The sequence below is a fragment of the Kitasatospora sp. NPDC059673 genome (assembly GCF_042734215.1).
Taxonomy (GTDB): domain Bacteria; phylum Actinomycetota; class Actinomycetes; order Streptomycetales; family Streptomycetaceae; genus Kitasatospora.
The window spans coordinates 77,770-102,150 of the sequence record NZ_JBHWEN010000009.1 but is presented as its reverse complement, the minus strand read 5'-3'; the positions used below and the strand labels follow the sequence as shown (position 1 = coordinate 102,150).

Sequence of the window (24,381 nt, the reverse complement as noted above, 5' to 3'; positions counted from 1 at the left end):
GTCGTCAGTGGTCCGCCGCCACCGCCACCGCCACCGTCGCCGCCGCGCGCTCGGCGGCCGGGCGGCGGCGGGCGGCGGGGGCGAGCCCCGGGGAGGTCCAGACGCCGTCCGGGGGGGGTACAGGTCGGTGCCCGGCGCGACGATCGCGGTCGATCCGGTCCAGCGCCGCGTCGTCCAGCACCAGCGAGGCGCCCTTCAACAGGCCCATCAGCTGCTCCACCGTGCGCGGGCCGAGAATCACCGAGGTGACCGCCGGGTGCGCCAGCGGGAACGCCACCGCGAGCTCCGGCAGCGTGCAGCCCAACTCGTCCGCGAGCTCGACCAGTTGCTCCACCCCCTCCAGCTTGCGGGCGTTCACCGGCAGCGCCGGATCTAACCGGTGCGGCGTCAGCGCCGCCCGTCCCGAGGACAGGTCGATCGTCCCGCCCTTGCGGTAACGGCCGGTCAGGAAACCCGATGCCAGCGGACTCCAGGTCATCACCCCCATCCCGTAGCGCTGCGCCACTGGCAGCACCGAGGACTCGACGCCGCGCGCCAGGAGCGAGTACGGAGGCTGCTCGGTCCGAAAGCGCGGCAGCGCGCGGCGCTCCGCCACCCAGTGCGCCTCGACGATCTGCTCGGCCGGGAAGGTCGAGCAGCCGAACGCCCGGATCTTTCCCTGCCGGACCAGGTCGCCCAGCACCGACAGGGTCTCCTCGACATCCGTCCGGTGGTCCGGCCGGTGCACCTGGTACAGGTCGATCCAGTCGGTGCGCAGCCGCCGCAGACTGTCCTCCACCGCCTGCACGATCCACCGCCGCGAGTTCCCGCCCCGGTTCGGCCCCTCGCCCATCGGGAAATGCACCTGATCCGATGGAAACCCGCCCGCCGGGCCGAACTCGTCCGCGCGGGCGTCGGAACCGAACCCGACCGGCTCGCCCTGCTGCGCACGCACGAGGGCCGGGCGCTCGGCCAACTCGGCGAGCTGCAACGGTCGTTGGACATTGTGCGGTACAAGGTCGCGGTGTACGGGGACCATCTGGGGCAGCAGGACTCCGTTCCGGCGGGCTGAGTGCGGTGCCGGGGATCAGGCGACCTTCGCGGGGCGGGCGCCTGGACCCCCCTGTCGCGCGGGAGTTGGCGTCCCGGCGGCAGATCGGGGAGACTCGCGCGCATGGTCTCGGTACTGCAGAACGTGGCGATCGACTGCGCCGACGCGTACCAACTGGCCCGGTTCTGGGGCGAGGTGACGGGTCGGCCGGTCGATCCGGACGCGGTGCCGGGGGACCGGGAGACGCAGGTGTCGCTCGGTGGCGGGCTGGTGCTGTACTTCAACCAGGTGCCGGAGCCGAAGACGGTCAAGAACCGCGTCCACCTGTGCCTGCGTCCCGAGACCGCGCGCGATGGTGAGATCGAGCGGCTGGCGGCCCTGGGCGCGAGGTTCGTCGCCGACCACCGGAACCCCGACGGGACCGGGTGGGCCGTGCTCGCCGATCCCAACACACGCGACTACCAGTTCTGCTGAGCATATCGTCACGCCAGAGCATGCAAGAGGCCCCGCACGGTCAAAGAGACCGCACGGGGCATCGTCGTACATGGGGCCTACTGGCCAGGCGCCCGAGTTTCCTCGCTCAGTCCCATTCGATCCGCTGGCCCTCGGCGCTGACGACCATCCGCAGCCGCTCGCCGGTGGGCTCACCCGCGACGCGCCACCGGGTGATCAGCTCGGCCACTGAGTCCCAGAGCCGGACCGGTCCGCCCTGCCGGACCAGCCACCGGCCCCCGTCCTCGAGCACCACGGCCCATGACCCGCCGTCCACGTCCACCAACACGTGCTCGGTGCGTCCGTTCCGGGGCATGGCGAAGTACTGCGCCGTGGGCGCCGCGAACTGCGCCACGAACCGGGCCGCCCACTGGTCGAGCACGTCAGCGCCGATCCCCGCCGGACGGGCCTCGCCCTGGTCGAGCGCGGGCAGCATGCCGAGCGGCGGGGGCATGTGCGGGCGGGCGAGCATGAACGACACACCGCCGCCGAGTACCGGACCGGTTGCCGTGCCGTCATCGGCCACCGTGAGCCGTACCAGCTCGGAAGCGTTCATCCAGCCGCCCACGGTCACCAGGATTTCACCGCCCGGCCGGGTCTGCGTGATCCACTCGGCCGGAACGGTTCGGACCCCGCACGTGGCGATGATCCGGTCATACGGCGCCCCCTTGGCGTGCCCGGCGAGCCCGTCACCGGTCACCAGCTCGGGCCAGTAGCCGAGTCCGCCGAGCGCCACGGACGCCCGAGCCGACACGTCCGCGTCCACCTCGATCGATGTCACCTGATCGTCGCCAAGGACGTGCGTCAGCAGGGCAGTTGAGTACCCGGTGCCGGTGCCCACCTCCAGCACGGACATGCCGGGCTGTACCCGCAGGTCTTCGAGCATCCGGACCACCAGGCCAGGCAGCGTCGAAGACGACGTGGGCACCTGCGCCAACCGGCCCTCGACCTGTCGGGGCACCACGCAGCCGGCGAGTTGCGTCACCAACGTGTCGTCCTCGTACACGCGGCCGATCAGCTTGGGCGACTCGTCCAGCGACACGGGCCGGTACCACCCATCGCCGTCGTACTCGAACCAGCCGTCCCGCAGAAACGCCTCACGCGGGACAGCCAGCACGGCCGCTTCCCATTCAGCGGACCGGATCGCGCCCGCCTCCTTGAGCTGTGCGGCCAGCACCGCCCGCAGTCCCTCGGACTCGTTCACTCGGTTACTCCGTTCTCCAGAAGATCCGCGATAGCGGACGTGATCGGCAGGCCCGCCGCGTGCTCCAGCCACGCCCACTGACCGTTCGGGTTGCACTCCAGGAACCACCATTCACCCTCGGGGGTCACGGCGAAGTCGAACGCCCCGAAGCGCAGGCCGAACTCACCGAGAAACCGCAGCAGGGCGGCCCGGACCGGACCGGGGCAGTCCACGGGTTCGTAGCTCAGGTTCCGGTACTCGCTGCGCCAGTCGAGCACCCCGGGAGGGGCAGTGATCAGCGCACAGAACACCTGCTCCCCGACCACTACGGCGCGCACGTCGCCGGACTTCGGCACCTGCGCCTGAAAGAGATGGGCGCAGGTGCTCACGGCGTCGGTGATCTCCCCGGGCTCGACCGACGCCGCCCAGATACCGGCGGGTTCGCCGTCCACGTGGTAGGCCCCGGCGTGCAGGGGCTTGTAGATCGCAGGTTGCGCAGCGGCGAACAGCTTCGCTTCGGCCGGATGGTTGGTGATCAACGTCGCCGGGACCAGCAACCCGAGCCGGGAAGCGAGGGAGAGTTGCGCGGGCTTGTACTCGGCGCGGGCGATGGCCTGCGGGTGGCTCAGGTAGAGACAGCCCGGAAGTGCGCCGAGCACGCCATTGAGCCCCCGGCGGTTCTCCTGGGCGGCGAACCGGTCGGCCTGGTGGTCGCTCTGCGGCGCGTACGGGTTCGGCCGCCGGTGGTAGAGCGCGCGGACGCGGGAGAGATCGGCAGTGCGCTTGCCCACCGTGAGACTTCCCGACCAGCCGTCAGCCGTGATCGAAGCGGCCAGCGTCGCGCGGGCCGGGAAGTCTCGTCCGGGGTCGAACCGGAGGACGGGCACCCAGCGCCGGTTCAACTCCGCTATGACCAGATCGGCGGTCGGGTCCTCGGCTTCGGTGGAGACCAGCACCGGGCGTCCGTCCATGGTGTTACCTCCTAGTCCTGCGTCGCGTCGTGGCCGGAGTCGCCGTCAACCTTGCCGTCCTTGCCGACCTGGGTGGGCGGGTAGGTGCCCACCGACGTGCCGTGCTTTCCCAGCTCGGCGGGGCTCATGGTGCCGTCCTTGCCGAACCACAGCCCGGTCTGCGTCGCGGGGTCCAACCCCGCGTACTGCCACTGCGACGGCTCACCGTTGCGGAGCGGCGCCATACGCCCCATGCCCCACGGGGCGACGCGGACGAGTTCGGTAGCGGTACTCAACTTTCCTCCTCAGTCTTGGTGTTGATCGGAGGTGCGAACGACCCACCTTGCCCGCTCCGGCCCGTTGCCGGGTGAGAACAGACAATGTGGGGCTGTACCCCGCCCCGGGCGGAATGGACCTCAACCAAAGCCCGGGACGGGACCTGTGGCCCGCCCCGGTACGGGGTTGGTACGCCCGGAGCGGGAGTTGGGCCCCGTCCTGGCGGGTGATTCCCTTTCCGTCCGCCAGGACGGGAGTTCATGTGGCGCGGCTATCCGCGCCCGAGGGGACGTGCCTTGCGGAACGGGGCCGGAGCGCCGGGGCGCGTCCACCCGAGGGGGAACAGCACCGGTTCACCGGGGAACAGCGCAGCCCACTCGGCGCCCATGACACCGCCCCACCGGCCGCACGTCAGGCACCGCCAGACCGGCCCGCCCGGACCGCTCTGTAAGGCGCCGGGTTCCGTGGTCGTCTCGACCTTGTGTCCGGGGCCCTCGGGGCACTCGTGCATCTCCGCTGCTCCATACCGTGATTCGTCTGTGCCCCGCCCCGGTCGTCCGTGCCGTCCACCGTCACGTCACCAGGGCGGGGGTTGTGCAGCCCGGCGCAGCGCAGGCACCGCCGGGAGTTCAAGGGGTCGCCCCGATCCGGGCCGAGGAACCGAACCGAGGCGACCAGGTGCGCGCCACCCTGCGCACCCTTCCGCCGGGTGGGACCGGCGGGCGAACCCGGAGCGTGGGGGACCACTCCGGGAGATCAGGAGACCGCCGAGCGGGCGCGCGTCCGCGACAGCAACCCGTGCCACGGGTGGAGCTGAATCGTCCGGCGGAACCGGGCGGTGTACTTCCCGTAGTGGTACTGACAGACGGTCATGACCGTGCGCCGCCCTATGGCCGGTATCGGCGTCACGTCCAGGGTTTCGCCGCAGGGCCAGCACCAGCCCGTTTCCCAGTGCAGCCCGTCCGGCACGGTGGGTGTGTCGGTCGGCATGGTCATGAGCGGGCCCGTCCCTGTCGCGCCTCTCGGCACAGCGCGGTGCCGTGCCGCCGGGACGCTCTCACTCGGCCTCGGGCACGTCTTCGGCGCCACCAGGTTTCCCAGTCTCCGCCATAGACGACGCCGAGCATGGCGACCGCCAGGGCGAAAAACCACCAGACCCAACGGCGGGCGCTCTGCGGGTCGAGCTTGGCGAGGGCGAGCACAAGTGCGGCGGGCCCGAGAGCGACCGCCACGGCCAGGGCGCCGGTCACGATGCTTGGGCGTTTCACTGCTGTCCCTCCGATCAGCGCCGGACTGTGTGATTCACCAGTACAGGGCTGCCGTTCGCAGTTGGACAGAGCAGGGATGACGCATCCGTGTGGCATCCATGTCTCAGACTCTCTGCAATGGGTGGTCTGACCTGCTAGAACGGATAGTCAGAGACCGGGAGGCGGCATGGCAGAGCGGCGCAGGGCCCTTGTTGAAAGGCGAAGGGCCCTTGGATTCACTCAGGAGTCCTTGGCACAGGATCTGGGTGTGGATCGCTCTACTGTGGCGAGATGGGAAAGCGGAAAGGTGGACCCCCAGGATTGGCAGCGCCCGACCCTGGCCAAGGTCTTGCGAGTCACGCTAATTGAGCTTAACTCTCTCCTGTACACCGCAACCACCCCGAAGCCATCGCGAGACAAAAATATCCCCGTCATTACGTTGGAATATGACGATGAGATCGAAGCATTGGAGCTTGCGCGCAGGGTATCTGCCAGTGACGTAGGCAAGGAAACGCTTGAACGACTTGAGCTGACTTTTCATGAACTGGCAACCAAATATCCGACCGTAGCCCCTCAGGAACTCTTGGGGAAGGTGCGGAAATATACACTCTATGTAGCCAATCTCATGGATGCAAAAAAGACTCTTTCCGAGCACCGGCAGCTACTCGTCATAGGTGGCTGGTTCTCTCTTCTCGGCGCAACTCTGCATATTGACCTTAACCAGCAGGACGCAGCAACTGCGAGACTGCGAACGGCGATGACTCTTGCGCAGCATGCCGAGAATTCAGAAATCCAGGCTTGGTGCTTTGAAACTGATGCTTGGCGGGTTCTCACTGACGGCAACTACTCCAAGGCGGTAGAACTTAGCGCGACTGCTCAACAGTTGGCGCCTGCCGGAAGCTCGATTGAAATCCAGTCGCTTGCGCAGCAGGGGCGAGCATTTGCACGCTTGGGCTATTCGACCGAGACTCATGCCGCAATAGATCGAGTGCAAGAACTTTCCGCTGCGTTGGGCATTCCAAATCGGCCAGAGCATCATTTCCAATACGATCCAGCCAAGTCACTCGCCTATGCGGCAACCACACTTGCATGGCTCGGCGATCCGGCGGCCGAAGCATACGCGCGAGAAGTTATTTCGCGACTATCGCCCTCGGAGGATGTTAGCAAATGGCCTCGCCGGGTGGCATCCGCCAATATCGACCTGGCGCTTTCCTTGGTGGCCACTAATCGATTGGATGAAGCATGTGATTCGGCACAGCGCGCCATGCTGTCTGGTCGAGTAGCGCCATCCAATCATTGGCGCGCCCTCGAAGTCGTCAAGGCAGTAGAAGTGCGAAAGATTTCCGATGCACGGGACCTCAGGGAAGTCTATGAAGGAATGCGCCTACAGATAGCACCATCAAGCGATTGAAAGCGAGAAACACAAAAGGCCCCGTCCTATCCTCCGCTTATGGAAGACAGGATGGGGCCCATGCAATTCTGCTGACTGATTAGCTGCCACCATCTGGCGAGACGGTCAATCCCAAATGTCGGAATCGGCATCCGGCTCCGGCGGGGCAATAGCGACACGAGCACTCGGCGACAAGCCTAACTCTCGAATGTACCGGGCGAGTTGGGAGCGGTACTGTGCCGCGATGGTGGCGGCCCCGTTCTTCACCGTGCCGCGCTCGGCAGTGACCATGAGTCCGCGTTCGGACAGGTCCCGCTCGGCCTGGTCGATGCGGGCCACGCAGACGCACAAATCCTTGACGGTCGAGTGGTCCACCTCGCCGAGCCCTGCGGTCACTTCGAGAATCGGCACAACGCGCTGCCACTCGGCCGAGGCCATTTCCCGACAGCGGATATTGGCTACCTGGATCTCGGCGGCCGGCGAGTCCTTGAAAACGTCGCGCCAATCAGGCTCGGAGAGAACAGCGCGCGGGACAATCACCCCGTCAGGACGTGTCCGCGCTTGTGTCGGGCGGCTCGGAATTCAACATATGGCCGCGAACCACGGTTCCGCCGACAGGGCGTCATAGAATCGCTGTCGGGCGTCGTCGCCGGAATTCGCTGCCTCGCTGGCCCGCTCCGGCGAGTTCTTGACGAACTCGCGGCTGTACTCGATCTCTCGTTCCGCGCGGCGGGCCTTCTCAGCATCCTCGGCGGCACGCAACTGCGCCTCGGCGTCAGCCAGCGGACCGGAAACCTTGTCGATCTGTGCGCGCAGCTTGGCAAGGCGCTCGGCGGCCTTCTCGATCTCGGCGCTCATATCAGTTGCCACCCTTCGTGGTGTCGCGCCCGTACTGGGCTGCAAACTTCTTCGCGTTCTCGTAGTAGCCGAGGGACATGCGGGCGGTGGTGCCCATGCGGTCGTACGTCTCGGGGTTCGAGTGCGCAGGGCGGCCAGGCGCTCCATGCGCTCGTCCCACTGCCACTCGGCAGCGCGGATCGCGTCCTTGTCCCGGGGCCGTCCAGGTAGCCGGCCCGGTTCAGGGTGTCGCCCGTGATGTTCTCCGTCCTTCACGGGCCGCAGGTTGTATCGGCCCTCTGTAGGTAATAGGGAGCAGACCTTGCCAGGCCCCTTGTGGGGCGTGCGGCTGTGGCCCTTCCCGGTATGAGTAGGGACCGGACCTTGCCCGCTCCCCCTCGTAAGTAATGGGGAGCAGAGGTTTCCCGTCTCGGAAGTAGTGAAGGGCGGAGGTTTCCCGTCCTGGTGGTGGGGTGGCGAGAGTGGTCCTGTTTCTGTTTTTTCTTAGTTTTTTCTATGTGTTCAAAAAAATAGGGAAGAACCACCACCTCATCACCCCTCTTGCCGCTGTCGGCCGGTCCGGGGCCGGCGGATCCCGAGGCCACAGGCGCCCGTCTGCGGGCACACGAGAGCCCCGGCCGACCAACGGGGGGCCGACCGGGGCTGTTCGGGGCTGTTCGGGGCTCTATGGGGCCGTTATGCGGCTGCGGGCAGCAGCTTGGACCTTCCCTCGGACTCAATGTCGAGCGCGACCGCCAACAGTTCCTCGGCGGCGGGGTCGAGTTCGCCGTTCATGGTGAAGTCCACCCGCCGGGTGTCGAGCTTGCGCCACCCGCCACGGGTGCCCCGGCGGACGTTCAGCCGGACTCCGGCGTCAACCAGCATGCCGCGCCGCTCTGCGGTGTCGGCAGCCTGCCAGTCGTCCGCAAGGTGCGCCCGGTGGCCGTGGTGATGCGCTGCGGCTCGGTCTTCTCGCGGGACTCCAACTCGGCTATGCGGCTGTCCAGCGCGTCATGCCGTTTCTGCCACTCGTTCGCGGCGTGCTTGGACTTCTGCTGTCCTTGAATTTTCAGGTGCGCGGTGAACTCGGCCACGGTCGCGTTCAACTCGGGCTCGGGGTCGTACCCGGGGACGACCACGGTCGTTCGGGTCTGGATTCCGCCGACCAGGCGCAGGAACTCGGCTATCACGTACTCGTCCGCCCAGTCTCCCCGGATGTTCGCGGGCGCTTCGCACTTGTCGCCCCGGGCGTGGTAATTGCACTTGTACGTGGGCTGCTTGCCGTCCTGCTTGTTGAGGTACATGCGCCCGCCGCACGAATCGCAGTGGATGACGCGCAGCAACAGCGCGTCCGTGTCGGACCGGTCGCCGTTGTTGATGCTGCGTTCGTCCAGAACGGCGCCGATCTGGTCGAACTCCTCACGGGTGAGAATCGGCGTCTCGCTGCACATGATCGGGTTGCCCTTGTCGTCCCGCACAGGCACGCCGTTGTGCATCTTCCAGCCCAACAACACCTCGTTGCGGAGCATCCGGGCTATGACGGCCGGGGTCCATTTGAACGTCTCCCGCACGACGTGCGAGCCCTTCGTTCCGCCGGTCTTGCCGCCCCGCTCGCGGCCCATCTTGTCGGCCCAGTAGTCGCGCGGGCTGAGCACACCATCGGCGTTGAGATCCGCAGCGATGGCGGACACCGTGGCTCCCTCCAGCAGCTCACGGACGATGCGCTCAATGACCGCCACGGCGTCCGGATCGGGCACCAGGGTCCAGCCCTTGCCGCGGAATTCCTCGGGCATCGGGGCGGGCATGTAGCCGTACGGCGGACGACCCCCGCCGCGCCAGCGAAGCGGCATCTTGCGCATGGCGGCCTGCGCGCCGCTCACGCGGTCGCTGATGGACTGCGACTCGAACTGTGCGGCGAAAGCCAGCATGAACAGTTGGAGTTCTGCCATGGGATCCATGGGGTTGCGGAAGTCGAACACCTGCCGGCCCCCGCCCAGACCCTCGGCGAAGATGAGTACCTTTCGGTGCTCGCGCGCCCAGTTGGCGAGGGCGTACATGTGCCCCATGGAGCGGATGGCACGGTCAAAACGCCAGAACACCAGCGCGTCGTACGCGCCCGGGTTGCTGAGCCAGCGGAGAAGCTGCGGGCGCTCCCACGGGGACGTCTTGGACGCGCTGACGTCAAGGTCCACCGCTTCGCGGAGCGCGTCACCCTCGCCGAACGTGACCCGCAGCTCTCCGGCTACGTGGTCGCACGCTTCCCGCTGGCGCTCGGGGCTGGTGGTCTCGTCCGTGAGGACGGACAGCCGGATGCACCGGACACCCCGAAGGGTCTCGGTGAACACCGTGCCGGACAGTGGGTTGCGCGCATCTTCCATGTCCCACTTGGGGAGCGCGCCTTGCCCCTGACCAGCTTCCGAGCCCCTGACCAGCACAGATGCCGCTGCCATCTCTCACACTCCAGAACATCCAGTTCTGTGTGTTGGGAGATCCCGAGGGCAACGAGTTCTGTGTACTGCGCAGTGCCGCCGAGCGGGGTGCGGCTGCCCGGTCGGGGGACTGATCCGATCGGTGCGGGGCGTCGTTTTGGGGCCGGGATCGGCGCGGGGTGCGGGGTAGATTCGGGTCCGTGACCGGCAACGACGCGGTCCTGGCGTTGATGGTGGTCACGGCGCTGGGGTTCGATTTCACCAACGGGTTTCACGACACCGGCAATGCGATGGCGACGTCGATCGTCACCGGGGCTCTCCCTCCGCGGGTCGCGGTTGCGGTGTCGGCGGTGCTGAACCTGGTCGGGGCGTTCCTGTCGACCGCGGTGGCGGCGACCATCGCCAACGGGCTGGTGGCCACGGGGGCGGTGACCTTGACCGTGGTCTGTGCCGGACTGACCGGCAGCATCCTGTGGAACCTGGCCACCTGGTTCCTCGGGATCCCCTCCAGTTCCTCGCACGCGCTGATCGGCGGGGTGATCGGGGCGACGGTGGCGGCGGCCGGGGCCTCGGCCGTCAAGTGGCAGGGACTGGTCTCCAAGGTGATCGTGCCCGCAGCTCTGTCGCCGTTCATCGCCGGTGCGGTGGCCGCCGCCGGTACCGTCCTGGTCTACCGCCTCACCCGCGGGGTCCCCGAGGACGCGCGTGGGCGTGGGTTCCGGTACGGCCAGATCGGTTCGGCGTCGATGGTCTCGCTCGCCCACGGCACCAACGACGCGCAGAAGACCATGGGCGTCATCACCCTGGCCCTGATCGCCAACGGCACCCTGCCCGCCGGGTCGAAGGCGCCGGACTGGGTGATCCTCTCCTGCGCGGTGGCGATCGCCCTGGGGACGTACATCGGCGGCTGGCGGGTGATCCGCACCCTGGGCAAGGGCCTGGTGGAGATCGAGTCGCCGCAGGGCATGGCCGCCGAGTCGGCCTCGGCGGCCGTGATCCTCTGCTCCACCGACTTCGGCTACTCGCTCTCCACCACCCATGTCGCCACCGGATCGATCCTGGGCTCGGGAATCGGCCGCAGCGGCGCCATGGTCCGCTGGCGGCTCGCCCGTCGGATGGTGACGGCCTGGCTGCTGACGCTGCCGGCCGCCGCGCTGGTCGGGGCGCTGGCCTACTGGGTGGCGGACGGGATCGGCGGGACGGCGGGAGTGGTGGTGATCTTCGTGCTGCTGGTCCTGGCGTCGGCGGCCTTCTTCGTGGCGTCCCGCCGGGCGGCCGTCACGCCGGACAACGTCAACGCCGTATGGACGGGCTCGGTGGTGCCCGAGCGGGTCAAGTCCAATGACCAGGTGAGCCCGTGAACTCCTGGATCAACCTGGACGCGCTCTGGCGGATCGTCATGGTCGGCCTGCTCACTGGCGCGGGCCTCCCCGCCCTGTTCGCGATCGCTCTGCGCCTGCTCAACCCGGCAACGGGCACCGACCGGCCTGCGGCCGACCGGCCTGCCGCCGACCGGCCTGCCGCCGACCGGCCCACCGCCGACCGGCCCGCCGCCGACCGGCCTGCCGCTGGGCCGGTCGCTCGCGCCATGGCCGGGCTGATGTTCGCGGTGGTGCTCGCCGCGATCGGCTGGGGCATCACCGTCATCGTCAACCACAGATGACCTGCCCGGCGCCCTCAGTTGGGCGTTCGGGGCTGCGGGGCGACCGCGTTGGCGGGGGAGAGCCGACTGCCGGTGCCCACCCGGACCGGGACGGATCCTGCCGCCCACGGAGTTCCCGCCGAGGGGTCCTCCCAGAGGGTGTTCGATAGGGGATTCCCCCAGCTGTTCGGCTTTGGTCGTGACGGCACGGACCCGGTTCCGTGATCTTGTGGCGGCCGGGTCCGTGCCCGCGATATTGATCAACTGTGACGGAGCGACGTCGGTGCCCCTCGGACCTGAAGGACGATCAGTGGCAGCTCGTCGAACCGATGCTGGCGCGATGGCGACCGGCGTGAGGACCATCCCCGCGTGTGCGGGGAGCAGGTGCTGGACACCGACTACCCCAGCTGCGACCCGGGACCATCCCCGCGTGTGCGGGAGCAGGGGGTGCGACACGTGCGCACGCTGAACTTCGAGGGACCATCCCCGCGTGTGCGGGGAGCAGTCGCCCCACGCGGAGCTGCCGTCGGCTGAGGTGGGACCATTCCCGCGTGTGCGGGGAGCAGTGGCAGCACACACCGCTGCGCGACATCACGTGGGGACCATCCCCGCGTGTGCGGGGAGCAGATCGTCAGGTCGTCGATGGTGGCTTTGCGGACGGGACCATCCCCGCGTGTGCGGGGAGCAGGAGACCGTGGCCCCGCCCCTGGACTACGCCCAGGGACCATCCCCGCGTGCGCGGGGAGCAGGAGGCCGATATGCCCCTCGCTCCCGGCCCGGAGGGACCATCCCCGCGTGCGCGGGGAGCAGACCGCCGCTCACGAAAGTGTTGAGCAGCGCCTGGGACCATCCCCGCGTGCGCGGGGAGCAGCCGAACCCACGACTCGCCTGCCCTGATGGCGAGGGACCATTCCCGCGTGCGCGGGGAGCAGCTGGCCGACTTCTCGGCAGACCTCAAGGGCGTGGGACCATCCCCGCGTGCGCGGGGAGCAGTCGGGGGATGATCGGCCATTGCCGGTAGACGCGGGACCATCCCCGCGTGCGCGGGGAGCAGCTTCGCGGTGGCCAGGCTGGCGCGGAGGCGTCGGGACCATCCCCGCGTGCGCGGGGAGCAGAACCGGGCCACCGCGGAGGCCTCCATGGTCTGGGGACCATCCCCGCGTGCGCGGGGAGCAGGGGGGTCTCCAAATGGCCTTCGCATCCCGATGGGGACCATCCCCGCGTGTGCGGGGAGCAGGATCTACCGTGTCACCGACGTCATCGCCGCCCGGGACCATCCCCGCGTGTGCGGGGAGCAGAACGAGCCCGATCAGCGCGCCAACGTGACCGCGGGACCATCCCCGCGTGTGCGGGGAGCAGGCTGACACACCGAGCGAGGTGACGATCCACCCGGGACCATCCCCGCGTGTGCGGGGAGCAGGACGCCCTCTGCGGCGCGATCGCCCCCAGCCTGGGACCATCCCCGCGTGTGCGGGGAGCAGGGGTTGAGTTGATGTGAGCTGATGCTGGGTCTGGGACCATCCCCGCGTGTGCGGGGAGCAGCGTCACCGGCGAGTTCACGGGGGTGCGCTGATGGGACCATCCCCGCGTGTGCGGGGAGCAGAACCGGCCCGAGGATGTGCCGGACGGTGCGTCGGGACCATCCCCGCGTGTGCGGGGAGCAGAACAGCGACAGGTCCGGAACGACGATCTCCGAGGGACCATCCCCGCGTGTGCGGGGAGCAGTGGGGCCAGGCCAGCAAGGTGATGGGCGCCCAGGGACCATCCCCGCGTGTGCGGGGAGCAGGAATTGTACGCGGGCACCGCCCACCGACCGTCAGGACCATCCCCGCGTGTGCGGGGAGCAGACTTGTTGACCTGCGGCGTTACATGCCACCGACCCTGGAATTACCCACTTTCAGAGATTCGGGCATAAGTGACCTTTCCCTTTTCCCGGATGCTTCCGGCGCGGGCCGGCTTGTGGCCGACGCCGCTCGAGCGCGGTGGTGCCGCCCTTCAGCTGCGGGGTGAAGGTGTCAACGAGCAGTAGTACGTAGGGGGATACTCCCACGGCAGCATGACGCTGGTGTGCACGGGGAGCAGCCGGCCGTGGTGCCCGACAGTCTGCCGACGGCGAGACGATCCCCGCGAGTGGGGCGCAGGCCTGGTGGTCGTACGCAGCAGCGTCGAGGACGGATCTCCGCAGGGCGCGGGGAGTAGACCGGGTGGGAACCGCGGGAGGTTCCCGCTCGGGGGCCATCCCCGCGCGGGCGGGGAGAAGTCGCACAACCTCTTCGTTCTGGACACCTCGCGAGGACCATCCCCGAGGGTGCGGGGAGCAGGAAGTGTTCGTACGGTCTGCGGCCCTGGCCCAGGGACCATCTCTGCGGGCGCGGGGAACAGTTCCTCGGTCAGGGCACCGTCCAGCAGGGCGAGGGAGCGCAAGTCCGACTATCCGGGCGCGGACTGGGCTCGACTGGGGCTGTGACCGAGATCGACCCCGCTCCGGTTACTCGTGAGGTCGGTACTGGGCGGGTTCGGCGTTCGCCCAGGGACCGGTGGATTCCTCGCGGGGTATCCACAGGAGCGGCTGGGTGGTGCGGCAGGTCTTGTCCACGCCTTCGTCCCAGGGGAAGCGTCCTTGCTTGTCCGGCCAGAACATCTGCGTGATGGGCAGCGGCGGTCGCTGGTAGAAGTCGACACCGGCGCCGAAGAAGCTGAGGTACCAGCTGGGGTGGACCGGCCGGATCGCCACCGAGAGGCCGCTGCCCAGGACGTCGTCGCGGCGCTGGTCCGGTTCGAGCGGATGCCCGGCTCGGATCTCGCGGGCGAGGGCGTTGACGATCCGCATGCCGGTCTGCGAGGGGATGCCGAAGATGCTGACCTCGGGGCTGCGCAGGGTGTGCCAGAGTCCGATCGAGTAGGACCAGTCGCCGGGCAGTTCGCCGCCGGCGACTCCGTTGACGTTCCAGTCGTACTCGCGGATGTTCGCCGCGATGCGGTTGTCGCGTGCGTCCCACGCGGATTTGTCGCTGGTGGTGTCGCAGAGCAGACAGCCGCAGGCGGGGAGATCCATGCCGGTGAGCCTACGGCGGCGGATTGTGGCAATGCCCCCGGGGGCTGCCCACTCGGGCACTGCGGGATGGGCTTGGCGGCGCCGAGTGGATGTCAGTGCAGGTCGGCGGTGAACGGGTGCGTGTGGTCGGCCGGGCAGGTGAAGATCCGCAGTTCGCCCCAGCGGCCGACGACGATGCCCGTCACGTCGTCACTGGCGATCGTGAAGAGCAGCGTCATTCGGTTCCCGCAGGTCTCGCACTCGTATGGGTGAGGGTGGTTGAGGTGCCAGGTCGGCCAGCCGCCGAGCTTCCAGCCGGCGACGCGGGTAATCACGTCCTTGCCTTGGGGGTGGGTGTCCTTCACCAGTTGCTGGAGGGCGGGCCGCAGTTCGGGCGGCAACTCCTCGCGATACGGGAAGTCGGTGAGGTGCTCCACCGAGAAGATGCACGGCTCGGGCAGGTACTCGTCCTCGTAGTGCATCGACGGCTCCGGCGGGCCCGCCACCGGAGGGCCGGAGAGCTCGGCGGTGCGCCGCCAGCGCAGTTCGACCACCGGGCTCCCGTCGGCCTGGTCGGCCGGCGGGTCCCAGTGCTCGACAGGGCACCAGAGCACCTGCAGCAGGTCCGCGCCGTTCGGCCACCACGGGCCGGGTGCGTCACGAGTGTGGATCTGCGCCAGTGGCACCATCGTGGGTACCCGTCCGGCCCGTCGTCCTCCCGCACTGGGCACCTGGGCCACGGTTCGTCGGCGGGCCACAGCAGCGGGCCGCCGATCGAGCTGTCGCCGACCTCGGGTGCCCCACGCTCGGGGCGCAGCAGAGCGGCCTCGCGGCCGTAGGGTGCGAGTTCCGGCATGCGTGCCAGGATCTCCTCCGTGGAGGGACGCTGATGATCCACCATTGAGCCTTCCGAGTCGCGGGCCACGAGCGGGCGCGCACACGCTATCGCCGGGCACCGACGGGCGGTCATCCGGCGGCGGCAGCACGGCCGGTGGGGGCACTTCTGGAGGGATGTGCCCTCAATGTGAGCTGGCTGTCTGACGACCCCCTTCCGACCGTCCTCCGAGTAGCCCCGAAAGGAAGATCAGGAAGGGGTGAAGCCACAGGTCAGGGCCATACCAGGCAGGGCAGCTGGCGCCCGGCGTCGTGCAGGCGGGCGGCGAAGTCCTGCCACTCGTGGAGCAGGCGGGGACCATCCCCGCAGGCTCGGGGAGCAGGCGGCCCGGCGTCCCTTCTGCGCGACGGCGGCGGGACCATCCCCGCAGGCGCGGGGAGCAGGCTTGGGACACCGCCTCCAACATCGGCAGCAGGGACCATCCCCGCAGGCGCGGGGAGCAGTTGGGTAAACCCGTCAGCACCAGCCAGGCTGCGGGACCATCCCCGCAGGCGCGGGGAGCAGGAGCTGAACGAACGCGCCGCCAGCGATCCGGCGGGACCATCTCCGCAGGCGCGGGGAGCAGCAGGGTGGTGCGGCCGAGGGCGGCGGCGAGTCGGGACCATCCCCGCAGGCGCGGGGAGCAGTGAGCGCGCGGGTGCAACACGCGTCGCACCTCGGGACCATCCCCGCAGGCGCGGGGAGCAGGTTCGGGCCCGGCCGGTTCAGTCGTCCTTGCCGGTGTGCGGGGGACCATCCCCGCAGGCGCGGGGAGCAGAGCGGGCGGGTTGCGCCTGGTCGTCGACAACAGGGACCATCCCCGCAGGCGCGGGGAGCAGGATGTGCAGACCAACGCCCGCTCCTCGCAGGTGGGACCATCCCCGCAGGCGCGGGGAGCAGACTCGTTGACCTGCGGTGTCATACGCCGCTGACGCGGAAATGACCCACTTCCAGAGGTTCAGACATAAACGACGTCCGGCTCTTTCTGGAGCGGCTGTCGGCGCGGGCCGCTTCGGTCTCGGGCTGGCCCGGCCGGCGGCGTTCGAGTGCAACGGCGCCGCCCTCCGGGATCAGTGGTGCTGTGAAGGTGTCAAGGAGCAGTGGCGCGTGGGTGGATGCTCCCACGGCAGTACGACGCCCGCGTGCACGGGGAGCAATCCGGCCGTGTTGCCCGACGGTCTGCTGACGTCAAGACGATCCCCGCGCGTGCGGTGAGCAGTGGTGAGCGTCCGAACGTGTCGCCCGTCGCCAGGGATCATCCCCGCGCGTGCGGGGAGCGGCGCTTGATCCGGGCGACCGCTTCGGAGGTCCGGGGAGCATTGTCGGCGTACCCGCGAAGGTGCTCAGGCAGGTACGGATGACGTGCCCGGCGAACCGCCGAGGGCCGTCTTGACTTGAAGCGCGCTTGAATCTCTAGGGTCCCTTCCAGTTGATCGTCCGACGAAGGGGGAAGACGCTCGTGATCCTCGTGACAGGGGCCACCGGGAACATCGGAAGTGTTCTGCTGAAGGAACTGCAGGCGTGCGGTGCCGGCCCGATCAGGGGACTCACCCGTGATGCTGCACGGGCCGCGTTCCCTGAAGGGGTCGAGGTCGTCGAGGGCGACTTCGCCGAGACAGCGTCACTGAAACCCGCTCTGGAGGGTGTGCGATCGCTGTTCCTCGTGTCACGCCTGGGTCCGGACGCCGACATCCTCGAGGCCGCCCGGCAGGCGGGCGTGGAGCATGTCGTGCTCGTCTCGTCCATCACCGTCCAGACCCATCCGCACCTCGGCCCTGCCGCAGAGAATCTCGCTGTCGAGCGGCTGCTCCAGGACAGCGGCATGGCCTGGACGATCCTCCGGCCGACACAGTTCGCCTCGAATGCCCTGATGTGGGCGGCGTCGATCCGAGAGCAGGAGACGGTCCGCATGCCGTACGCGGACATCGGGCTGCCTACGATCCACCCCGCGGACATCGCGTCCGTCGCGCGCGTCGCTCTGACCGAGCCCGGTCACCGGGGCCGGACATACGCACTGACCGGTCCAGAACAGGTGACAGCCCGTCAGCAGGTCGAGTCCGTCGCGGCGGCACTCGGACAGGAGGTGCCGTTCGCCGAGATCAGCCGGGAGGAGGCCCACGCTCAGATGACCGCGGTCTTCGGCGCCGAGACTGCGGACGCGGTGCTCGACGTGATGGGCGGAGATGTCAACGAGGCACTGCAGCGGGTGCGCGATACGGTTGCACGGGTCACCGGCTCAGCGGCCAGGCCCTTCCAACAGTGGGCATCGGAGAACGTTGCAGCCTTCCGCTGAGCTTCCTCGCCTTGAGCGGGGTCACTCTTACGCGACTGGGCACGTTCCGGTGTACGCCGACAAGCATCCCCGCGCACGCGGGGAGGACCCTGGGTGGCGAACCCGGCGCCGACGGCGAAGGCCTCCTCGACCTGGAGGTCGAGGAGGTCTTCGCCGGTCATGGACCGGCAGTCGGGTCAGCTGGCCTTGGGTTCCACGCGCTCGGCGGTCTTGACCCAGGCCTTGGTCACGGTCGGCCACCGGTTGGCGAGGGTGTCGAGGACCTGCCGGCCTCCGGCGGAGTCCTGGACGCCGGCGGCGGTGACGATCAGGACCAGCAGCGGGCCGGGGGTGTTGGTGGCGATGTGTCGCTTGCGGCTCTTGGTCTTCTTGTCGCCGTCGAGTCCCTGCGAGTCGGCGGGGGCGTTGGGTGAGGCCTTCACGGACTGGGCGTCGGTGATTGCCGCGGTCGGCAGGGTGCGGCGGCCCTTCTTCGCCCGCGGCTGGTCGCGGAGGGTGTCGTGGATCTGCTGGGTGGTGCCGTCGCGCTTCCACTCCTTGAAGTAGCCGTGGTGTGGGGCGGGAAGTCGTGCGGCAGGTACCGCCAGGCGATTCCGGTCCGGGCGGCGTGGAGGATCGCGTTGGCCACCTCGCGCAGTTCGGTGGTCGGCTCACGGCCTTCGGCGCGGGCCGCGCGCCATCGCAGCAGCATCGGTTCGATGGGCTACCACTGATCGTCCTTCAGGTCCGAGGGGTACCGGCGTCGTTCCGTTCCGGCACGGTTGATGACTGTCGCGGACACGGACCCGGCCGCCACGAGGTCATGGGACCGGGTCCGTGCTGTGCCGATCAAAGCCGGTCAGTTGGGGGATTCCCCCGTCGAGCACCCTCTTACAGGGGTTGACGGGCCGGCGAGGGGAGGTGGGTCGGCTCGGAGGGGTGTTCGCGCGGGGTGGGGCGCAGGGGCCACCAGAGGGTGCGGCCGAGGAGGGCGGCGAGGGCGGGGACGAGGGCGAGGGAGAGGACGGCGGCGGAGAGCAGGATGCCGAGGGTGAGGGCGAAGGCGATCTGTTCGGTGCCGGGTGTCGCGGCGAGGGTGGCGAAGGAGCCGGCCAGGACGAGGCCGGCGGTGGCGATGGTGGGGGTGGTGTGGCGGACGGCACGGGCGACGGCGGCACGGGCGGAGCCGGGGCGGCGCATCTCCTCGCGGATCCGGTCGGTGATCAGGATGTTGTAGTCGGTGCCGAGCGCCACCACGAACAGGAAGAGCACCAGCGGCAGGGTGAAGTTGACGCCGGGTTCGGACAGCAGGTGCTGGAAGAGCAGGGTGGCCGCGCCCAGTGTGGCGGTGAAGCCCGCGCCGACGGCGAGCATCAGCACCAGCGGGGCCAGCAGGCTGCGTAGGAGCAGCAGCAGGATGCCGGCGATGAGCGCCGCCGCGACCGGGAAGACCAGCGTCAGGTCGTGATCGACGGCGGTGGAGATGTCCGCGAAGATCGCCGCCGTGCCGCCGACGTGGGCGTTCGTTCCGGCGGGGGTGTGCGCGGCGACGGTGGCGCGGATGGGGCCGGAGACCAGGTCGCGGGCGGCCTTGCTCTGCGGGTCGGCGGTGGGGTAGAGGTCGATGCGGGCGGCTCGGCCGTCCGGGGCGAGGACCGTCCGGCCGACCTGGCCGATGCCGTCCACCTGGGCCAACGCCTGGGCCAGGCCGTCCAGTTGGCGTGCCTCGACGGTGCCGCCGTCGGTCGCGGTGAGGTACACCGTGGTCGGGTCGGAGACGCCCGCGGGCAGCGCCCGGGAGATCTCGGCCGCGGTGGCCGCCGCCGGGGTGCCCGAGGAGCCGCCCTGGCCGTAGTCCATCCGGATTCCGACCGCCCCGGCGGTCAGCGTGCCGAGCAGTGCGACGGAGGCCAGCAGCAGGGCCGCCGGTCGCCGGGCGACCAGCTCGCCGAACCGTCCGGCGAAGCCCTCCCGGGCCGGGCGGCGCAGCGCGCGGGACGGCCAGAACATCGCCCGGCCGCACGCCGCGAGCAGGGCGGGCATCAGCGTGAGGCTGCCCAGCAGCATGACCAGCACGGCGACCGCGACGGCCGGGCCGAGCGAACGGAACTGGCCGAAGCTCGCCACGCCCAGGGTGGCGAAGGCTGCGACGATGGTCAGCGCGGCCGAGGTGATCGCGGTGCCGACCCGGCCCGCGACCTCGGCCGCCGCCTCCCGGGCGGGCTGTTCGGGCCGGGCCCGCAGCTGCTCGCGGAACCGGAACAGCAGGAACAGCAGGTAGTCGATGCCGATGCCGAGCAGCACCACCGAGATCAGGCTCGACGTCGACGGGGCCAGCTTCAGCCCGGTGAGCGCCGCCGCCCCGGCCACCGCCCCGCCTGCCGCGCCGCCGATCATCGCGACCGCCAGCAGCGGCAGGACGGCCGCCAGCACGCTGCGGAACACCAGCACGTTGAGCAGCACGATCAGCCCGGCCAGCAGCGCGCTGCCGATGGTCGCGGCCGTCCGGTGCTCGTCGGCGGAGTCCGCCGCGTCGGCCAGGCCGCCGGTGAAGCCGGTGCGCATCCCGGCGCCGGCGAACCGCTCGCGTGCGTCGTCGCGGAAGGTGCGGTAGACGCCCTGCACGCCCTCGTTCGAGGAGTCGCCGGTCAGTTCGACGGCGAGCAGCTCGAAGCTGCGGTCGGGGGCGAGCATCGCCGGGGCGACCTTCGGGGTCTGCGAGTGGTCGGGCAGCAGGAAGGCCGGCTCGTCCTTCTTGCGTGGCATGACGACGCGGTGTTTGCCGAGCCGGTCCGCCTCGGCCTCGATCCGCCGCTGGTCGTCGTCGGTGAGCGCCCGGCCGTCGGTGCGGGCGACCAGGACGGTGACGACGGTGGCGTCCGGGTCCAGGCCGAAGTGGTCCTCGGCGATCCGCAGCGCGGCCGCCGAGTCGTAGCTGCGGGGCAGGAAGTCGCCGGACTGCGACTGGGTGACCCGCTCGAACAGCAGCGGGCCGAGCATCGTCAGGCCGATCCCCAGCACCGCCCAGGCGGCGATGACCTTCCAGGCGTTTCTGGTGGCGAATCCGGTCAGTGCGCGGATCACGGAACCCTCCCGCTGATGGACGCGCGCGCCGCCGATGGGCGTGAACGTCGGTGCTTGCGCCGGGAGTTCCCGGCCTGATCACAGCTCATCAGTCGGTTCGGGCCGGGGCGTCCTGGCGACGGACGATCCGCGGTGGGGCCCCCGCTCCCGCCGTCCGTCCGGGTCTGGGACCGTGCTCCCAGGGCGAGCTGCCTCCGGGGGCCCATGTCGGGCCCGTCCGGCCGGTGCGAGAATGGGGCCATCACTGCAGATCAGCGACCCGGGGACGGCCGGGAACCAGGGAGTTGGGACATGAGGGGGACGGCGGGTCCCAGGACGGCCGGACCGGGCGCGGGCGCGGCCTCGCGTCGCCGGCCGGATGGCCTGCCGTGGAGCCAGGCCGACGCCCTGGTGGCCGTCGGCGCCGGCCTGCTGGACGTGCTCGGCTACCTGCTGTTCGCCGCGGCCGAAGGGGGTCCGGGCGTGCCCGGCTTCCTGCTCGCCCTGATCTCCGGGCTGCCGCTGCTGGCGCGGCGCACCCACCCGGTGCCGATGTTCGCCGGCGTGCTGCTGCTCCAGGCGGGCACCAACCTGGCCGAGCCGATCGGCATCCACTTCGGCGCCGTCCTGACGGTGGCGCTGTACACGCTCGCCCGCCACAGCCGGCTCCGGGTGACCGCCGCAGCCATCGCCGTCACCTCGGTGCTGACGGTGCTGACCCAGAGCCACTTCCGGATGCCCGACTGGCAGGCCGTGGTCGCCGCACCGTCCTCCGGCCTGCTGGTGGCGGGCGCGGGACTGGCGGTCGCCCGCTGGCAGCGCGAGGTGGCCGCCAACCGCCAACTGCTGGCCGACCGCGCCGTGGCCGAGGAACGGCGGCGCATCGCCCGGGAGTTGCACGACATCGTGGCCCACCACATCACCACCATGCAGCTGATGGCCGGCGGCGCCCGCGCCAACCTCGCCGACCCCGAGGTGGTCCGGGACGCCCTGATCACGCTGGAGTCCTCCGGCCGGCTCGCGCTGCGCGAGATGCGCCAACTGCTGGACGTCCTGCGGGCCGGCGACGAACCGGACGCCGTCCCGCCCGCCCCGCAGCCCGGCGCCGACGACCTCGACCGGCTCGTGGAGGACTCCCGCCGGGCCGGCCTGCCCACCGGGCTGACCGTCCACGGCACCCCGCGCCCGCTGCCGCCGACCCTCGGCCTGACGGTCTTCCGGATCGTCCAGGAGGGCCTGACCAACGCCCGCAAGTATGCCGGTCCGGCGGCCCGCGCGACCGTCCGCCTGACCTACCGCCCGGACGCCGTGGTGGTCCTGGTGCGCGACGACGGCGTGGGTGAGGGCGGCGGTCACGGCGGGGGTGGCGAGAGCGGCGGCCACGGCCTGATCGGCATGCGCGAACGCGTCGTCCTGCACGGCGGCAGCCTGAGCTGCGGCCCGCACCCCGACGGCGGCTTCGCCGTGCTGGCCGAACTGCCCCTGACCGCCGAGGAGACGGCCGGGGCCGGACCCGGGTACGGAGACGGGACGGTCGGGGTCGAGCCCCCGACCGCCGAGGAGACGGCCGGGGCCGGACCCGGGTACGGAGACGGGACGGTCGGGGTCGAGCCCCCGACCGCCGAGGAGACGGCCGGGGCCGAGCCCCGGTACGGAGAGGTGCCCGCATGAACGACGCCCCCGCGATCTGCGTCCTGGTCGCCGACGACCAGCCCCTGGTCCGCCGCGGACTCTCGCTGATCCTCTCCCCGGACCCGTCCTTCGAGGTGGTCGGCGAGGCCGAGAACGGCGAACAGGCCGTCGCCCTCGCCCAGCGCCTGCGCCCCGACGTGGTGGTGATGGACCTGCGGATGCCCGTCCTCGACGGCGTCGCCGCCACCGAACAGCTCGCCGGTCTGGTTCCCGACTGCCGGGTGCTCGCGCTCTCCACCTTCGACCTGGACGAGTACGTGGTCGCCGCGCTGCGGGCCGGCGCCCACGGCTTCCTGCCCAAGGACGTCTCCCCGGAGGACCTCGCGGCCGCGATCCGCACCGTGCACGCCGGTGACGCCGTGGTCGCACCCCGCCTGCTCACCCGCCTGATCGCCACCCACGTCCGGGCCCCCCGCCCCGCCCCGCCGGCCGCCGCCCCGGTCCCCGACGACCTCACCCCGCGCGAACGCGAGGTCTGGCGGCTGATGGCCACCGGCCTGGACAACACCGCGATCGCCGACGCGATGGAGATCAGCCCGTCCACGGTGAAGAACCACATCACCGGCCTGTTCGCCAAACTCGACGTCCGCGACCGCGCCCAGGCCGTCATCGCCGCCTACGAATCCGGACTGATCACCCCGCACCGGGCCTGACCCCCTGCGGGTCGCGTCCGGTCAGGAACCGAGAAGCCCTCGGCGGGCGGCGCCGCTCACCGGCTACGGAAGGGCCGGTCGAGTCCGAAGGCGTGCCGGGCGAAGTGCTCGCCGATCCGGCGGTGGCCGGCCTGGTCCGGGTGGAGGCCGTCCGGGAGGGGGAGTTCGGCGTACTCGCGCTCGCCGTAGAGCTGACGGCCGTCGAGGTAGTGCAGGTGCGGGTCGTCCAGCGCCCGTAGCCCGACGATGCGGGCCAGTTCGTCGCGGATCACGGTGAGCGTCAAGCGGCCGGCGGCGCGTTCGGCCGGGTCGCCGGTGGCCCGGAAGCGGAGCGTTCCGCCGGTGAAGTCCGGCATGAGCGGGCCGGGCGTGTCCTCGTGCAGGGGGCACAGGATCGGGGAGACCAGCAGCAGCGGGGTGCGCGGGTGCCCTTCGCGCACGGTGTCCAGGAAGCCGTGCACCGCCGGGCCGAACGCGCGCAGTCGCATCGCGTCGCTGTTCACCACGTTGATGCCGATCTTCAGGCTGATCAGGTCCGCCCGGGCGTCCCGGATCGCGCGGGCGGTGAACGGGTCGAGCAGCGCGCCGCCGCCGAAACCCAGATTGACCAGCTCCACGCCGCCGCGCGCCGCCGCGATCGCCGGCCAAGTCCCGCTCGGGTGCGCCGCGTTGGAGCCGTGGCTGATCGAACTGCCGTGGTGCAGCCAGACCGGCCGCCCGCGCTCCGGCAGCGGCTCGACCGGCGCGTCGGTGCGCAAGGTGACCAGCTCGGTGACCTCGGCGTGCGGCAGCCAGATCTCCACGTCCTTCGCCCGCCCCGGCAGCCCCTCGAACCGGGCCGTGCCGACCGGCCCTTCGGTCAGCTCGGCGGCCTGCGTCACCAAGTCCGTGACGGTGCGCAGGTTGCCGCCCGCCACCGTGGCCTGCGCCGTAAGCCGCCCGTCGATCAGCAGGTCGTACACCCCGTCGGCGGGCGGCGGGAAGCCCCGGTAGGCCCGCTTCGTCGGCAAGGTGTCCAGCTCGATCCGGGTGGCCGCCGTCCGGAACACCACCCGAACCCCCGACGGCTGCGCCTCCGCGACGGCCAACTGCTGGTCCGGCACCTGCCGCCGCGCGCGGTCGGGCAACCGGTGCGGCAGCAGGCCGTGCGGCGTCACCTCGAAGTCGAGGTGGCCGCGCAGGAGTTGGGGGGTGATGGGGGTGGTGATCCAGTCCGGCGCGTCGGTGCTCGTCGCTTCCGCCTTGGTGGCCATGGCCTCTCCTTCGATCGCCTATGCGCATCATGCATCTCCCTAAGTGGCTTAGGCAAATGGTGTG

At 70.2% G+C, this 24,381-nt stretch carries 22 protein-coding genes, 1 pseudogene and 1 CRISPR repeat array; of the genes and pseudogenes, 8 read left to right on the top strand and 15 right to left on the bottom strand.

Translation table 11 applies throughout. The features are described 5' to 3' along the window. Positions 1-4 precede the first annotated feature (4 nt). Positions 5-847, bottom strand: a pseudogene (locus ACFV18_RS13385) (aldo/keto reductase); the annotation flags it as partial. Here ACFV18_RS13385 and ACFV18_RS13380 point away from each other — a divergent pair. After that, positions 839-1,051, top strand: coding sequence for a hypothetical protein (locus tag ACFV18_RS13380; protein WP_380482788.1), 213 nt, complete (start codon positions 839-841; stop codon positions 1,049-1,051). The pseudogene ACFV18_RS13385 and the gene ACFV18_RS13380 sit on opposite strands and share 9 nt — an antisense overlap. Before the next feature lie 102 nt (positions 1,052-1,153). Then, positions 1,154-1,504 (top strand): VOC family protein, encoded by a 351-nt coding sequence (locus ACFV18_RS13375; protein WP_380482548.1) that lies wholly within the window; start codon positions 1,154-1,156, stop codon positions 1,502-1,504. 106 nt (positions 1,505-1,610) lie between these two features. Here the strand turns inward: ACFV18_RS13375 and tgmC are convergent, their stop codons facing one another. The 4 genes from tgmC to ACFV18_RS13355 all read right to left on the bottom strand — a co-directional run bounded on the left by tgmC (position 1,611) and on the right by ACFV18_RS13355 (position 4,927). Further along, positions 1,611-2,726, bottom strand: a complete 1,116-nt coding sequence (tgmC, locus tag ACFV18_RS13370) for an ATP-grasp peptide maturase system methyltransferase (protein ID WP_380482546.1) — start codon at positions 2,724-2,726, stop codon at positions 1,611-1,613. Further along, entirely contained in the window at positions 2,723-3,676 is a 954-nt protein-coding gene (gene tgmB, locus ACFV18_RS13365) for an ATP-grasp ribosomal peptide maturase (protein WP_380482544.1), read from the bottom strand. Before tgmB ends, tgmC begins: the two co-directional genes overlap by 4 nt. 11 nt (positions 3,677-3,687) lie before the next feature. Then, entirely contained in the window at positions 3,688-3,951 is a 264-nt protein-coding gene (gene tgmA, locus ACFV18_RS13360) for a putative ATP-grasp-modified RiPP (protein WP_380482541.1), read from the bottom strand. 736 nt (positions 3,952-4,687) lie between these two features. Continuing rightward, positions 4,688-4,927, bottom strand: a complete 240-nt coding sequence (locus ACFV18_RS13355) for a hypothetical protein (protein WP_380482539.1) — start codon at positions 4,925-4,927, stop codon at positions 4,688-4,690. 438 nt (positions 4,928-5,365) lie between these two features. Here ACFV18_RS13355 and ACFV18_RS13350 point away from each other — a divergent pair, with 438 nt between their 5' ends. Beyond that, the gene (locus ACFV18_RS13350) at positions 5,366-6,589 is read left to right on the top strand and encodes a helix-turn-helix transcriptional regulator (protein ID WP_380482536.1); all 1,224 of its coding nucleotides are present in this window, start codon (positions 5,366-5,368) and stop codon (positions 6,587-6,589) included. 105 nt (positions 6,590-6,694) lie between these two features. Here ACFV18_RS13350 and ACFV18_RS13345 read toward each other — a convergent pair whose 3' ends face one another. From ACFV18_RS13345 to ACFV18_RS13330, 4 genes are all read right to left on the bottom strand, one after another. Then, positions 6,695-7,108, bottom strand: coding sequence for a phage terminase small subunit P27 family (locus tag ACFV18_RS13345; RefSeq protein ID WP_380482533.1), 414 nt, complete (start codon positions 7,106-7,108; stop codon positions 6,695-6,697). Positions 7,109-7,150: 42 nt separating this feature from the next. After that, a complete protein-coding gene (locus ACFV18_RS13340) occupies positions 7,151-7,426 on the bottom strand; it encodes a hypothetical protein (RefSeq protein ID WP_380482530.1) in 276 nt (91 codons plus the stop codon). A gap of 675 nt (positions 7,427-8,101) precedes the next feature. Continuing rightward, a complete protein-coding gene (locus ACFV18_RS13335) occupies positions 8,102-8,290 on the bottom strand; it encodes a hypothetical protein (RefSeq protein WP_380482527.1) in 189 nt (62 codons plus the stop codon). Further along, positions 8,263-9,855: a recombinase family protein gene (locus ACFV18_RS13330; RefSeq protein WP_380482525.1), complete on the bottom strand. Its 1,593-nt coding sequence runs from the start codon at positions 9,853-9,855 to the stop codon at positions 8,263-8,265. The genes ACFV18_RS13335 and ACFV18_RS13330 overlap by 28 nt, the downstream gene beginning before the upstream one ends. A 179-nt stretch (positions 9,856-10,034) precedes the next feature. Between ACFV18_RS13330 and ACFV18_RS13325 the strand changes: the two genes are divergently transcribed. Beyond that, the gene (locus tag ACFV18_RS13325) at positions 10,035-11,195 is read left to right on the top strand and encodes an anion permease (protein WP_380482523.1); all 1,161 of its coding nucleotides are present in this window, start codon (positions 10,035-10,037) and stop codon (positions 11,193-11,195) included. Then, entirely contained in the window at positions 11,192-11,497 is a 306-nt protein-coding gene (locus ACFV18_RS13320; protein ID WP_380482521.1) for a hypothetical protein, read from the top strand. The genes ACFV18_RS13325 and ACFV18_RS13320 overlap by 4 nt, the downstream gene beginning before the upstream one ends. Positions 11,498-13,964: 2,467 nt before the next feature. Here the strand turns inward: ACFV18_RS13320 and ACFV18_RS13315 are convergent. Beyond that, positions 13,965-14,531, bottom strand: a complete 567-nt coding sequence (locus ACFV18_RS13315) for a DUF4262 domain-containing protein (protein ID WP_380482518.1) — start codon at positions 14,529-14,531, stop codon at positions 13,965-13,967. A gap of 92 nt (positions 14,532-14,623) precedes the next feature. Continuing rightward, entirely contained in the window at positions 14,624-15,199 is a 576-nt protein-coding gene (locus ACFV18_RS13310; RefSeq protein ID WP_380482516.1) for a hypothetical protein, read from the bottom strand. 499 nt (positions 15,200-15,698) lie between these two features. Further along, positions 15,699-16,284: a CRISPR direct-repeat array (repeat unit 29 nt; unit sequence GGGACCATCCCCGCAGGCGCGGGGAGCAG). A 559-nt stretch (positions 16,285-16,843) separates the two neighbouring features. Here ACFV18_RS13310 and ACFV18_RS13305 point away from each other — a divergent pair. After that, positions 16,844-17,677 carry an NAD(P)H-binding protein gene (locus ACFV18_RS13305; protein WP_380482513.1) on the top strand — a complete coding sequence of 278 codons (834 nt, stop codon included), beginning with the start codon at positions 16,844-16,846 and terminating at the stop codon, positions 17,675-17,677. Positions 17,678-17,853: 176 nt separating this feature from the next. On the opposite strand, the gene ACFV18_RS13300 is transcribed toward ACFV18_RS13305, so the two are convergent. The 3 genes from ACFV18_RS13300 to ACFV18_RS13290 all read right to left on the bottom strand — a co-directional run bounded on the left by ACFV18_RS13300 (position 17,854) and on the right by ACFV18_RS13290 (position 20,740). Further along, on the bottom strand, positions 17,854-18,117 hold the full coding sequence (locus tag ACFV18_RS13300; protein WP_380482776.1) for a transposase: 264 nt from the start codon (positions 18,115-18,117) through the stop codon (positions 17,854-17,856). Then, positions 18,096-18,368: a transposase gene (locus ACFV18_RS13295; RefSeq protein WP_380482512.1), complete on the bottom strand. Its 273-nt coding sequence runs from the start codon at positions 18,366-18,368 to the stop codon at positions 18,096-18,098. The genes ACFV18_RS13300 and ACFV18_RS13295 overlap by 22 nt, the downstream gene beginning before the upstream one ends. Positions 18,369-18,547: 179 nt before the next feature. Further along, entirely contained in the window at positions 18,548-20,740 is a 2,193-nt protein-coding gene (locus tag ACFV18_RS13290; RefSeq protein ID WP_380482510.1) for an MMPL family transporter, read from the bottom strand. 291 nt (positions 20,741-21,031) lie between these two features. On the opposite strand from ACFV18_RS13290, the gene ACFV18_RS13285 reads away from it, so the two are divergent. Both ACFV18_RS13285 and ACFV18_RS13280 read left to right on the top strand, forming a co-directional pair. Continuing rightward, positions 21,032-22,390, top strand: a complete 1,359-nt coding sequence (locus tag ACFV18_RS13285) for a sensor histidine kinase (protein WP_380482508.1) — start codon at positions 21,032-21,034, stop codon at positions 22,388-22,390. After that, positions 22,387-23,064 carry a response regulator gene (locus ACFV18_RS13280; protein WP_380482505.1) on the top strand — a complete coding sequence of 226 codons (678 nt, stop codon included), beginning with the start codon at positions 22,387-22,389 and terminating at the stop codon, positions 23,062-23,064. Before ACFV18_RS13285 ends, ACFV18_RS13280 begins: the two co-directional genes overlap by 4 nt. A gap of 56 nt (positions 23,065-23,120) precedes the next feature. Here the strand turns inward: ACFV18_RS13280 and ACFV18_RS13275 are convergent, their stop codons facing one another. After that, a complete protein-coding gene (locus ACFV18_RS13275) occupies positions 23,121-24,317 on the bottom strand; it encodes a GDSL-type esterase/lipase family protein (protein ID WP_380482502.1) in 1,197 nt (398 codons plus the stop codon). Positions 24,318-24,381: the final 64 nt, after the last annotated feature.